The following is a 12,438-nucleotide window of genomic DNA, read 5'->3' as shown; positions in this document are numbered from 1 at the left end:
CACCAAATGGGTGCAGGGAAGAAGCACCGACGACGGATGGATCAGCTTCCTCAGGTATGGGCTGCAGGTATACCAGGGCGGGAGGGACACCACCACCCATGGTGTTGTGTACGCCGACTCCATACGCGCGAAGGATGCCCCTTACGGGCAGGGTGGCGGGTGGATCAACCTCCACGACGAAGGGATAACCGTTTACCTGTCAAAGGACGGGAGTAATGGGCTTGGGAGCGTGACAGCCCGCGCCTACAACCGCTGACTTCACCACCGCTCAAGAAACAACCCCTACACACGAAATGGCCCCCGAGGATGCTCCGGGGCCATTTCGTGTGCTGTGGTTGGGGAGCAGTAAGAGAGAAAGGGGCAGTGATCACGGCCCGCGCCGACCAGGCCGAGCTGAACGAGGCCCCACGCGCGCACGACTTCCGGCCCACGTTCATCGGCGAACTGGTCGACAGCCGCGTGGAGTGAGTGGGACTACGAGATCGGTTACACCATCGTCGAGGTGGGTTCTGCGCGGTGACCTGAGCCTCGGGCAGCTTCGACCTGTTCATAATGACCGCGTGACAGACATCGGCATCGGCTGAGCAGCCCAGCGCGCGCCGACTGTGCGGGCCTTGCGTGTACGACCGCGGTGCCACCTTGGTCGTGATCACAACTCGTGAGTACGACCGGGTGGCGTTGAGACGGGCCGCCGGCCGGGGTGCGCCTACGGCAGCGGGATACAGCACCGCCGCCTCAAACGATCACACGCCACCAGATCGCATCTTTCCGCACGCGATGCGGTATGGATACCGGCCCTGCGAGGCGCCGGCACACGACGGTGAGTTCGCGCCGCTCCAGGCCGGACGCCCACCCAGCGCGATCCGGTAACCCTCCCCCACATGCTGTCCGCAAGCACGTCCGGAGGCGCGTCGCTGGGAACCCGCGTTGAGCCAGGTCGAGAATCGGCGCGGCGCCTGAGGGCGCGCGTTCCCACTCCGGACGGGCGAGACAACTCCACGCTTGACAGGAAGTGGAAATAAAAAGTCAATTTGCTGACATCTGTTTCTCTGATTCGGTCGATCCGAGTGGCACAGAATTATCTGTGTCAGAGCGAGTCAATCACCAGAGAAAAGGAATGAGTAATGCAGAAGAAGACCGGCCTTATCGCCAAGCTCGGTGTTGCCACTGCGGTCGTGGCTGGTGGCCTGACCCTCGCGGCACAGCCTTCCGCCTTCGCCGCCGCGGCTCCCAGCTTCTCCGTGACGCCGTCCACGGGCCTGTCGGACGGTAGCACCGTCACGGTGGCGATCAGCGGCGCGGGAGCGAGTGAGCAGTTCGGCGTGGTCCAGTGCGCGACCGTCAACGACCAGCTGGCGTGTAACCAGGCGACGGCCAAGACGGTCACCGCGGATGCCAGTGGTTCGATCAGCTCGCCGTTCACCGTCCGCAAGAGCTTCCAAGGTGTGACCCCGGAGGGCGCCGCAGTAGGCGCGGTGAACTGTGCCACGACGGCCTGCTACGTCAGTGCTGGAAACCAGACCGTCTTCGTCGGCTCCAAGCAGATTTCCTTCGTCTAATCTGAGTTCACGCTCATAGGATCCACCGCAGCTTAAAGGCCACTTCCCGGGTTCGGGAAGTGGCCTTTCGGTGTCACCTGTCATGCGAGAATGTAAATGTCTTGCTCGCTTTGCGGAATGAGCCCGGGAAGGTCGATGCCGCGCATGACTCTCCCGGCACCCACGCTCACGCTGACGGCACCGTCCGATGCCACGGCGGGCCGGCCGCTCACGCTGACCGGGGGAACCGAACGGGTGATCGGTGCCAGGGCCGGCACTGCTCGGTTTTCGCCCCGAGCGGCGCCGATCGCTCTTCTTCATGGGCACCCAGGTAAGGGCAGGTGGGCCTGTGGACGCGTTCTCCGCCGCCGGACGCCGCTTGGGGCTCGTCCGCGAAGCGTGACGACGACCTCGCGGGCGTTGTGGTCTCCGCCCGACGGGCGCGTGACCCGTCCTGTCGTACTTCTTCGGCAGCTCACGCCGCGGCGTGGAGTGCGGTCACGACGACGAGGCCCGGTCCGCGGAGATCTGGTAGCCGGCTCCGGTGACCTTGTTGAACTCCTGGAACCACGGCCCGCCGCTGGAGCCGCCTCCCATGTCGCAGATCATCGCGTACTTCATGTCGTACTTCGGGGGCACCGATGCGCCGCTGCGATACTGCAGGGTACGTCCGCCGTTGCCGTTGGTGGGGTAGCCGAGCAGCAGGTTCGTGGTAGGTCGCGACTGAAACTTTCATGCCGAACGGCGTCGGGGGCTCAGGCGGCGTTGGTCCCCGTCGAGAAGGAGCAGAAAGCCTTTTCAGGCCGGCGTGTGATCGTCTCCACGGTAAAGGACCGTCAGCAGCGGCCGGGTCATGGCGGCCATCTCGGCGGGCGAGCGCGGGCATCCGCGCTGGAGCCAGTCCGTGGCGACGCCGAGGAGCGCTCCCGCGGTGAAGGCGGCGGGCGCGTCGTGCGGGATGTCCGCCGTGTAGTCGGCAGGCGCGTCGTCGCCGGTGGCGGCCCGGCACGCGCCGACGTAGGCCGCCACGGTGGCGCGGCGGCGCACGTGGTCGATGACTCGCGCGCTTCCCTGGGGCCCGAGCACGCTGCGGTAGAGGCCGGCGTGCTCCGCGAGGTGGGCGAAGAAGGTCAGCAGTGTGTCTCTGGTCGTGTCCGGAACGTCCCCGGTCTCGGGCTGGGGTATGGCGTCGATCAGGTCGTCGATCATCGCGGTGCACGCCGCCTCGGCCAGTTCGTGCACGTCACGGTAGTGGTCGTAGAACGTGGAGCGGCTCACCCCGGCGCGTTCGGCGACATCGGCGACGCTGATCCGGGACAGGTCGCGGCCCTGGACGAGGTCGATCAGCGTGCGTTGCAGGGCCGCCTGCGTGCGGCGCACCCGCGGGTCGCTCAGTTCGCTGTTTCTGTCTCTGGTGAGGGCCACGCCTCAGTCTACTATCGGCTACATCTGTAGGTTACGCTGCATATGTAGGTAAATCGGTATGGCAAGCTGATGGGGGACGAACGTGACCGCTGACTCCGCTGAGACGCTTGAGATCACCCGCACCTGCCCGTACGCCCCGCCCGAGCAGCACCTTCGCCTCCTGCGCGAGCAGCCGGTCACCAAGGTCACGCTGCCGAGTGGTTCGTCCGCCTGGGTCGCCGCCCGCTATCAGGACATCCGCACGATCCTGAGCGACCCGCGCTTCAGCGCCGACCGGCGCCATCCCAACGCCCCCAGGCTGAACGGCGAGATGGCGCCCGGCACGTCGCCGCTGCCCAAGATGATGCTGGAGATGGACGCGCCCGAGCACGGCCAGGCGCGCCGGGCGGTGATCGGGGAGTTCACCGTCAGGCGCATGGCGGCGCTGCGACCGCGCATCCAGCAGATCGTGGACGAACACCTCGACGCCATGCTGGACGGCCCGCGCCCGGTCGACCTTGTGCGGGCGCTGGCCCTGCCGGTGCCCTCCCTGGTGATCTGCGAGTTGCTCGGCGTGCCGTACGACGAGCACGACTTCTTCCAGTCGCGCTCCGCTCAGTTGCTCAACCACACGGTCACGCCACAGGAACAGCAGCACGCGTCCCTCGAGCTGGCCATTTACCTGGACAAGCTGATCAAGGCCAAGGAGGAGGACCCCACCGACGACCTGCTCGGCCGCCAGGTGCTCAAGCAGCGCCAGAGCGGCGAGGTGGACCATGGCGCGCTGCTCAGCCTGGCGTTCCTGCTGCTGCTCGCCGGGCACGAGACCACGGCGAACATGATCTCGCTGGGCACGTACATGCTGCTGCGGCACCCCGACACCCTCGCCGCGCTGCGCGATGACCCCGGCAAGACGCCGGGCGCGGTCGAGGAGCTCCTGCGGCACTTCACCATCGCCGAGTTCGCGATCATGCGGGTGGCCATGGAGGACGTGGAGCTCGGCGGCACCGTCATCCCCGCAGGGGAAGGCGTGCTCACGCTGGCCAACACCGGCAACCGCGATCCGGAGGTGTTCGCGGACGCCGACAGGTTCGACATCGAGCGCGACGCTCGCAGCCACCTGACCTTCGGCTACGGCCCGCACCAGTGCCTGGGCCAGAGCCTCGCCCGCGTGGAGCTGGAGATCGTCTTCAACACCCTGTTCCGGCGGATCCCCGGCCTGCGGCTGGCCGTCCCCGCCGAGCAGCTCTCGTTCAAGGACGACGCCACCGTCTACGGAATGCACGAGCTGCCCGTCACCTGGTGACGAGCCCCTGAGCTGTGGGACCGCTCTGCGGGACTTACGGTGGCGCCGTGCACACGCGTATCGTCTCGCTGCGCGACGACACCGAGGTGCTTGCCGACCGCTTGACGGACCCCGGGATCAACGTGGGCACGACGGCCACGAATAGCGCTACCGATGGTTCGCGATGTGTTTGTCGAAGAAGGCGAATGGACGTCAGGCTGCTCGCCAGGCGGGAGCTCGCCCCTTGGTATCCCGTCGCCCCCTGGTCATGAGCCCTTGGACAGCCGGCGCAGGCAGCCGCTTCTCCCTCGTGGAGGAGCGGCTGTCGCGTTTTTGCGGGTTGGCAGGAACGTGTTGGCGATCGGCAGTAAGCGGACGGGTCTGTTCCTCCTTTTCGGGCCGGGTGCGGCGCACCATGGCTGTGAGGACCGCGCCAGGAACTGAGGAAGGACCGATCACCATGGCCAAGGCCATCTTGACGTCCACAACCGACCGGACCACCCGGTCCGCACCCGCGATCCGCCACGTCACCGTGATCGGATGCGGTTTGATCGGCACCTCCGTGGCACTCGCGCTGCGGGCCGACGGAGCCCGCGTGACGCTGGCCGACCAGGACCCGCGTTCGCTGGTGGAGGCCGTGCGCATGGAGGCGGGTGTCGCGCTGGACGCGGACGAGCCACCGGCGGACGTGGTGGTCATCGCGACCCCGCCGTCCACCGTGGCCGAGGTGTTGCGTGACGCACAGGGCCGGGGGCTGGGCACCGTGTACACGGACGTGGCCAGCACCAAGGCGCGGATCCTGTCGAGCGCCGAGCTCGCCGGTTGCGATCTGAGCACGTACGTTCCCGGGCACCCGATGGCGGGGCGCGAGATATCGGGCCCGGGTGCCGCCCGCGCGGACCTGTTCGACGGCCGGAAGTGGGCGTTGTGCCCGGGCCCGGCCACGGCGCTGTACGCGGTGCGGACCGTGACAGAGCTGGTGACGGCCTGCGGGGCGCAGGTGGCCCTGCTCTCGCCGTACGCGCACGACAGGGCCGCCGCGGCGGTGTCGCACGCGCCGCTGGTGTTGTCGGCGGCGCTCGCCGCCAGATTCGCGTACGCGGGTGCGGGACCGGACGTGCTGTCCCTCGCCGGCAGGGCGTTGTACGACATGACCCGGGTGGCCGGGAGCCCTCCGGAGCTGTGGATCGACATCCTCGTGCACAACGCCGTCGCCGTCGCGGACATGCTGGAGGAGGTGGTGGACGATCTGACCGCGGTCGCGGCGGCGCTGAGGGAACCGGATGGGAGCACGAGCTGGGGTGTGGTGGCCGATCTGCTGGTACGGGGGAACCTCGGCCGGGAGCTCATCGTCGACGCCTACGGGACGGACGGCAAGCAGCACCACCGGCTCCAGGAGAGGGTGCCGGCGGGAAGCATGGAAGGGGCCTGACGCGCCGGTGCCCCGCGGCCGACGGCCGCGGGGCACCTCCAACCGGCGGAAGGCGGATGGAGCGGAGGGTGTTCGTCAGATGTAGAGGGTGTTGGGCGGAAGGCCGCAGAGGACCCTGCCGTAGAGCTCGGCGTTGGTGTTGGGGTGCATGAGCGCGTGCAGGTTGGCGCTCTGCACGTCGCGCAGGATGCGCTGGATCGGCACGTCGGAGTAGAGGGAGGAGCCGCCGCTCGCGGTGGCGAGGATGTCCACGGCCTCCTTGGTCAGCGCGCACACCGCGCCCATGTCGGCGCGGACCCTGGCCCGCTCCTCCAGCGTCCACTGCTCGCCGCGCTCGCTCTTGCCGTCCACGGTCGCGGCCAGCCGCTCGGCGTGGAACTGCGCCTGGTCGATCTTGAGCACGGCCGCGGAGACCTGCAGGTGGGTGATGGGCGCCTCGCTCTGCAGGTCATACCCGGTGTACGTGATCTTGCGGCCGGGCAGGCGGTCCAGGAACGCCTTCTTGGCCGCCTTGGCCAGGCCCAGGAAGGTGCCGACCGAGGAGGCGGAGGCGACGGGCAGCATCGGGGCCCGGTAGATCGGGATGTCCGCGTTCAGGCGCGAGGCGTACTGCTCCTGGAGCACCGCGGGCAGCGGGATGACCCGCTCGGCCGGGACGAACACGTCCTGGGCGACGGTGCTGACGCTGCCGGTGCCCTGGAGCCCGTTCGTGTGCCAGTCGTCGACGATCTGCAGGTCGGACATGGGGACGAGCGCCATGATCGGCATCGGCTCCTGGTCGGGCCCCACCTGGATGGCCACGATCTCCTGCCAGTGGCTGTGCCAGGCGCCGCTGACGAATCCCCACTTGCCGTTGACCACGACGCCGCCCTTGACCGGGGCGGCCATCGCGGTGGGACTGAGCGTCCCGCACACCCGTACGTCCGGCGTCGAGAACACCTCCGCCTGGACGTCGTCGGGGAACAGGCACACCATCCACGTGGGGATCCAGTAGACCGACGCCGTCCACCCGGTGGAGCCGTCGGCCTGACCCAGCTCGGTGCCCACGGCCACGAGGGTACGCGTGTCGCACTCGTAACCGCCGAAGCGCGCGGGGACCCTCATCTTGAAGACGCCCGCGTCGGCCAGGGCCTCGATCGACTCCTCGTGGAGGCGCCGGTTCTGCTCAGCCCAGGCCGCCTTTGACTGCAGGGCCGGCGCGAGGGCGGACACCCGCCGCACGAGTTCCTCCCGCGCCGGGACCTCGGTCGTCACCACAATTTCCTCCTAGTGTTCCCTGGTATGGGACGCTCTCGTGGTCCCTCGGACGGGACGCTGAGGCCGCGTGTCCGGCATCCCAGCGGTCGAATAAGCTCGCGTCGCGCGGACGCGTTCAGGCGAGGGACGAGACCTTCGCCGCGGCGGCGACCCTGAGCACCAGCGCTCCGAGGTTGGGGTCCTCCTCGAAGAGGTCGCCCACCTCGATCTCGACGCCCAGCTCGTCCTCGATACGCGAGACGATGCGGATCGCGGAGATCGACTCGCCCTCCAGATCGAAGAACGTGGCATCGGCCATGTCGTCCGGCACATCGAGCACGTACCGCCAGATCTCTCTGACCTTCTCCTCGATTTGGGAGAAACTCAGCTCGCTTGCCCGATTGTCAGTCATCCGGTGTCCTCCACTCCCGAAATCCCAATCAAAGGCGTGTCGGCCCGCGAACGGATACGCGCCCTGAATACCGGTTCTTACTGATATATCGTCACAAGTCGCGAGCCCTCATACATCTTTGAAAATGCTGGAAATAAGGCGACCGATTAGGCACGGCAGGAGAAAGTCCGTGGTCCGAGCGGAGTTAAGGTCGCGGATAGTCGTGATCCGAGGCGGCCGCGCCTGGCCACCGAAGATCTCCGTAGAGTGGAGGACAATTAAATGAGCGCTACATCGACCACCATCGACGACACGACGGCCGTTCGCGAGGTGCCGCGGCGCATGGTCGCCGCCTGGGCGAAGAACGACGGCGAAGCATTCGCCAGCATATTCACCGAGGACGCCACCATGATCCTGCCCGGTGACATCTATGTCACGGGCCGCGAGAGCATCCGCGCGTTCATGGACGCCGCCTACTCCGGCCCTTACAAGGGCACGCGGGTGTTCGGCGAGCCGCTTTCGGCCAAGTTCCTGGGGCCGGAGGCCGCGGTGCTGACCACCAAGGGCGGGGTACTCACGGGCGAGGAGACCGAGGTCTCGCCGGAGCGGGCCATTCGCGCCACGTGGGTGCTGGCGAAGCAGGACGGCCAGTGGCTCGTCACCGCCTACCAGAACACGCCCATCGGAGCGTGAGACGGCACCCGACGTCGCAAGCCTCGACGTGACAACCGACCGGCCGCCGCCGGTCGGTTGTCGCATTTCAGGCGCCTGTCCGCCGCCGCGGCGAAGCGTGCGGCGTCGTCCTGCCGGCACGCCGGTTCGCCGTGGCGTGCCGTCCAGGCCGGCTACCGGGCCGCGGGCGCGATCTCCACTCGCGTGTTGTCACCGACCAGCAGCCGGTAACGAGCCGCCTCCGAGCCGGCGGGCTCGATGACGGCCGAGCGCCCGACGATCGAGCCAGACATTCCGGGAACTTCCAGGATCGACGCCCCGTCCAGCACGATGGAGTCGCTCAGCCGCGTCCCGCGCAGCACGCAGTCGCGCCCGATGGACACGTTGGGCCCGATGAGGCAGTCCTCGATCAGCGTGTTCGCACCGACGATCACGGGCCCGTCGATCCGCGACCGCACGAGGCGTGTCATGGGGCCGAGTTCGACCCGGCCGCCGAGCTCGCCGAGCAGCCGCCGGTTGCATTCGAGCACGTCGTCGGGCCTGCCGGTGTCCTTCCAGAACCCCCGGTACTCGGTGGCCCTGACGGGCAGCCCGCGGGAGACCAGCCACTGGACGGCGTCGGTGATCTCCAGCTCGCCGCGCCGGCTCGGCACGATGGCGTCCACGGCCTCGTGGACGGCGGCGGTGAAGAAGTAGACGCCCACCATGGCGAGATCGCTGCGCGGCCACCGGGGCTTCTCGACCAGCCGCCGAACGGCCCCGTCCGCCCCGAGCTCCACGACGCCGAACGCCCGCGGATCCGGCACCCGCTGCGCCACCACGTGCGCGGCCGGCCGCCTGGCGCGGAAGTCCGCGGCGATCTCGACGACCCCGTCGGGCAACATGATGTCGCCGAGGTACATCACGAAGTCGTCCTCGCCCAGGAACCCGCGCGCGAGCCGCACGGCGTGCGCCAGCCCCAAGGGCGCGCCCTGCTGGATGTACGTGACGCGCACCCCCAGCGACGAGCCGTCCCCGATCACCGCGGCTATCTCCGCCGCCCAGGACCCGACGATGACGCCGATCTCGGTCACGCCCAGGTCGCGGATGTTCACCAGCACGTGCTCGAGCACCGGCCGGTTGGCGATGGGGATGAGCTGTTTCGGCATCGAATAGCTAAAGGGCCGCAGGCGGGTTCCGGACCCGCCGGACAATACCAATGCCTTCATAATTCGATTGTCCGGCCCATGGGGAAAACACCTTCTCGATTTTTGCCGTGAAGGCCGGGAATTTCCCGCGGCGACCCGGAACGCTCCAATCTCACAACGGTCGCCGGGCCTTACGGCCCGGCTGTCGGGAGGGGATCAGGCGCGAGCGGTGACGAATTCCTTGAAGGACGCCACGACGTAGTCGATCATCTGGTCGGTCAGGCCCGGATAGACGCCGATGTGGAACGTCTGGGTGGTGATGATGTCGGTGTTGGTCAGCTCGCCGACGACCCGGTGGTTCTGGTCGGCGTACGCAGGGTGCCGAAGCAGGTTGCCCGCGAACAGCCGGCGGGTGCCGATCTTCCTGTCTTCCAGGAATTCCACCAGTTCCTTGGAGCTGAACGGCGCCTGCGGATCCACCGTGACGACGAAGCCGTACCAGCTCGGGTCGCTGCGCGGGGTGGCCTCGGGGAGGAGCAGGTGGGGCACGCCGTCGAGCCCTTCGCGCAGCCGGCGCCAGTTGCGCCGCCGGGCGGCGCAGAAGTCGTCGACCTTGTCGAGCTGGCTGAGGCCGAGCGCCGCCTGCAGCTCTGTGATCTTGAGGTTGTAGCCGACGTGCGAGTAGATGTACTTGTGGTCGTAGCCGTGCGGCAGCGTGCCCATCTGGTAGCTGAAGCGCTTGAGGCAGGTGTTGCTCTCCCCCGGCTCGCACCAGCAGTCCCGGCCCCAGTCGCGCAGCGACTCGACGATGCGTGCCAGCAGCAGGTTCGAGGTCAGCACGCAGCCGCCCTCGCCCATCGTCATGTGGTGGGCAGGGTAGAAGCTCACGGTGGTGAGGTCGCCGAAGGTGCCGACCGGCTCGCCGTCATAGGTGGACCCGACGGCGTCGCAGCTGTCCTCGATGAGGAACAGCTCGTGCTCGGCCGCCAGCTCGGCCATCTCGGCCACCGGGAACGGGTTGCCGACGGTGTGGGCGATCATGATGGCCTTGGTCTTCGGCCCGATCGCCTGAGCGACCATGTCCACAGTGGGGTTGTAGGTGCCGAGCTCCACGTCCACGAAGACCGGCACCAGGCCGTTCTGCAGGATCGGGTTCACCGTCGTCGGGAAGGCCGCCGCCACCGTGACCACCTCGTCCCCCGGCCGCAGCCGGGCGTCCTCGAGGCGGTGCGACGTCAGCGCCGAAAGGGCGAGCAGGTTGGCCGACGAGCCCGAGTTCGTGAGCAGCGCCTTGCGCCGCTTCATCTTGCGGGCGAAGACCGACTCGAATTTCCTGGCCCTGGTCCCGCCCGCGACGCGTAGTTCGAGAGCCGCCTCGACCAGTGCCAGCCGGTCCTCGACGTCATGTACCGCCCCGGTCGGCCAGATCTCGGTGACGCCCGGCTCGAAATCGCCGGTGGGCGCGACGTCGTCATGGTACTTGCGCACCTCGTCGAGGATCAACGCCTTGTGTACATTCATCTCCGGCCCCTTCGTCGATGCACCACTCCACAGGATCGGGCACCGCCGTTTCAGGTGCATCTCTTGTATTGCGGCGCCCTGCCGCGCAAGGCAAAAGATGCAGCCCGCCGGGAACTGCGCTGTGCTGGCAATCAGGAAAGCTACCAGGTTGTGAACGCACGTCGTTGGGGAGCATTTATGCGATGCCTGCAGGAAAATAATCGCCTAAAAGTCGCGGTCATCGGCCTGGGCTATGTGGGCTCCTGCTACGCGGCCGTCCTCGCGGAGCGCGGCTGGGACGTGACGGGGGTCGACACGAACGCTCAGCTGATCGAAGAGCTGATGGAGGGCCACTGCCGCTACCAGGAGGACGGGCTGGCGCCCCTGCTCCAAGCCGGCATCGTGGACGGGCGGCTCCGGTTGACCACCGATTACTCCCACATCCGGGCAGCCGACGTCGTGCTGCTCGCGGTCGGCACCCCGATCAGGACCGACGGTTCCATGGTGGAGACCCAGCTCGCCCAGGCCTGCGGCGAGGTGAGCCGCCACCTGCGCGCCGGGCAGCTCGTACTGGTCAAGAGCACCGTGACGCCGGGCACGACGCGCGACTTCGTACGTCCGCTGCTGGAGCGCGGCGGACTCGTCTGCGGCGCGGACTTCGGCCTGGCCTTCACACCGGAGCGGTTCGCCGAGGGTACGGCGCTGCGCGAGCTGCGGTCGCTGCCCATCGTGGTCGGCGGCATGGACGCCGACAGCACGCAGGACGCGGCACTGTTCTGGCGGCAGGCGCTCGGCGTGGACGTGATCAGGCTGGACTCGCCGGAGGCCGCGGAGATCGTCAAACTGGCCGACAACTGGTGGATCGACCTCAACATCGCGCTGGCCAACGAACTGGCCAAGTTCTGTGCCGCGTTCGACGTGGACGTCCTCGACGTGATCGGGGCCGCCAACACGATCAGCAAGGGCAAGGGCAAGGTGAACATCCTGCTGCCCAGCGTGGGCGTCGGCGGCTCGTGCCTGGTCAAGGACCCCTGGATGGTGTGGCACTCGGCCCGCGAGCGCGGCGTGGAGCTGTTGACGCCCGCGGCCGGCCGCAAGGTCAATCTCGGCATGCCCGAGCACACCGCCCAGCTGATCATCGACGCGCTGGCGCGCCAGGGCAAGGACCCGGCGCGGTGCACGGTCGCCGTGCTGGGGGCGGCGTTCAAGAACAACACCGGCGACCTGCGCGCCACCCCGGTCGAGGGCGTCGTCACGGCCTTGGAGAAGGCCGGGGCCACGGTGCGGCTGCACGACCCGCTGGTGGATCCCTTCCAGGCCGAGGCACTGTTCGGCATCACCCCGGCCGAGACCCTGGAGGAGGCCGTCCACGGCGCCGACTGCGTCGCCGTCATGGCCCTGCACGAGGAGTTCGCGTCCATCGACTTCGCCGGGCTGCCGGTGGCGGACTCGTGCCTGGTGCTGGACGGGCGGGCCTATTACAGCAAGGAGAAGATCGCCGAGTTGCGTCGCCTGGGCTATGCCTACCTGGGCGTCGGGCGTTGAGAGACAGCAATCCGGAATAAGTCCGTGAAGATCATCACGGATATTCCGCGCGCAAGCGAGCTGGTCGACGAGGTGGAGGCCGGCGCCTACAGCCCGACGGCACCGCCGCTGCCGCGCGGCCACCCCGCCGAGCCGCCGCCCGTGGCGCGGTAGCGCGAGTACACGGTGTGGGGAGGTCCGGGCTCACTTGACTTCCTCCCCACACCTAAAGGCCAAGGCCGTGAAGTTAGGGGCTGATCGGCTTTGTCAAGATGTCGATGCTGATGGTCGCTTTGTAGGTGCGCCGGTCGACGCGCAGGCTCTTGTAG

General features: G+C 68.0%; 13 protein-coding genes. 7 read left to right on the top strand and 6 right to left on the bottom strand.

The window, feature by feature from the left end:
• Together AB0H21_RS39660 and AB0H21_RS39655 are read left to right on the top strand one after the other, a co-directional pair.
• The coding region (locus AB0H21_RS39660) for a hypothetical protein (protein WP_358527019.1) at positions 1-256 on the top strand (256 nt) is incomplete at its 5' end.
• A gap of 868 nt (positions 257-1,124) precedes the next feature.
• The gene (locus tag AB0H21_RS39655; protein ID WP_358527017.1) at positions 1,125-1,559 is read left to right on the top strand and encodes an enediyne antibiotic chromoprotein; all 435 of its coding nucleotides are present in this window, start codon (positions 1,125-1,127) and stop codon (positions 1,557-1,559) included.
• Between the two features lie 477 nt (positions 1,560-2,036).
• Here AB0H21_RS39655 and AB0H21_RS39650 read toward each other — a convergent pair whose 3' ends face one another.
• On the bottom strand, positions 2,037-2,177 hold the full coding sequence (locus tag AB0H21_RS39650) for a hypothetical protein (protein ID WP_358527016.1): 141 nt from the start codon (positions 2,175-2,177) through the stop codon (positions 2,037-2,039).
• 159 nt (positions 2,178-2,336) lie between these two features.
• Complete coding sequence (locus AB0H21_RS39645; RefSeq protein ID WP_358527014.1) at positions 2,337-2,963, bottom strand: TetR/AcrR family transcriptional regulator C-terminal domain-containing protein; 627 nt, start codon at positions 2,961-2,963, stop codon at positions 2,337-2,339.
• 82 nt (positions 2,964-3,045) lie between these two features.
• On the opposite strand from AB0H21_RS39645, the gene AB0H21_RS39640 reads away from it, so the two are divergent.
• Together AB0H21_RS39640 and AB0H21_RS39635 are read left to right on the top strand one after the other, a co-directional pair.
• The gene (locus AB0H21_RS39640) at positions 3,046-4,248 is read left to right on the top strand and encodes a cytochrome P450 (protein WP_358527012.1); all 1,203 of its coding nucleotides are present in this window, start codon (positions 3,046-3,048) and stop codon (positions 4,246-4,248) included.
• Positions 4,249-4,687: 439 nt separating this feature from the next.
• Positions 4,688-5,659, top strand: coding sequence for a prephenate dehydrogenase (locus AB0H21_RS39635; protein WP_358527011.1), 972 nt, complete (start codon positions 4,688-4,690; stop codon positions 5,657-5,659).
• A gap of 75 nt (positions 5,660-5,734) precedes the next feature.
• Here the strand turns inward: AB0H21_RS39635 and AB0H21_RS39630 are convergent, their stop codons facing one another.
• Together AB0H21_RS39630 and AB0H21_RS39625 are read right to left on the bottom strand one after the other, a co-directional pair.
• Positions 5,735-6,913 carry an acyl-CoA dehydrogenase family protein gene (locus AB0H21_RS39630; RefSeq protein WP_358527010.1) on the bottom strand — a complete coding sequence of 393 codons (1,179 nt, stop codon included), beginning with the start codon at positions 6,911-6,913 and terminating at the stop codon, positions 5,735-5,737.
• 118 nt (positions 6,914-7,031) lie between these two features.
• Entirely contained in the window at positions 7,032-7,307 is a 276-nt protein-coding gene (locus tag AB0H21_RS39625) for a phosphopantetheine-binding protein (RefSeq protein WP_358527009.1), read from the bottom strand.
• Between the two features lie 261 nt (positions 7,308-7,568).
• Between AB0H21_RS39625 and AB0H21_RS39620 the strand changes: the two genes are divergently transcribed.
• Positions 7,569-7,979, top strand: a complete 411-nt coding sequence (locus AB0H21_RS39620) for an SgcJ/EcaC family oxidoreductase (RefSeq protein WP_358527007.1) — start codon at positions 7,569-7,571, stop codon at positions 7,977-7,979.
• 152 nt (positions 7,980-8,131) lie between these two features.
• Here the strand turns inward: AB0H21_RS39620 and AB0H21_RS39615 are convergent, their stop codons facing one another.
• A complete protein-coding gene (locus AB0H21_RS39615; RefSeq protein ID WP_358527006.1) occupies positions 8,132-9,166 on the bottom strand; it encodes a glucose-1-phosphate thymidylyltransferase in 1,035 nt (344 codons plus the stop codon).
• 135 nt (positions 9,167-9,301) lie between these two features.
• Positions 9,302-10,606, bottom strand: a complete 1,305-nt coding sequence (gene rfbH, locus AB0H21_RS39610; protein WP_358527005.1) for a lipopolysaccharide biosynthesis protein RfbH — start codon at positions 10,604-10,606, stop codon at positions 9,302-9,304.
• Between the two features lie 177 nt (positions 10,607-10,783).
• Between rfbH and AB0H21_RS39605 the strand changes: the two genes are divergently transcribed.
• A complete protein-coding gene (locus tag AB0H21_RS39605) occupies positions 10,784-12,130 on the top strand; it encodes a nucleotide sugar dehydrogenase (RefSeq protein WP_358527003.1) in 1,347 nt (448 codons plus the stop codon).
• A gap of 24 nt (positions 12,131-12,154) precedes the next feature.
• Positions 12,155-12,283, top strand: coding sequence for a hypothetical protein (locus AB0H21_RS39600; protein WP_358527001.1), 129 nt, complete (start codon positions 12,155-12,157; stop codon positions 12,281-12,283).
• Positions 12,284-12,438 lie beyond the last annotated feature (155 nt).

It is taken from the genome of Sphaerisporangium sp. NPDC051011 (assembly GCF_040653595.1).
Classification (GTDB): domain Bacteria; phylum Actinomycetota; class Actinomycetes; order Streptosporangiales; family Streptosporangiaceae; genus Sphaerisporangium.
Note: the sequence above shows the minus strand (reverse complement) of the source record. Positions and strands in the feature narration are given on the sequence as shown.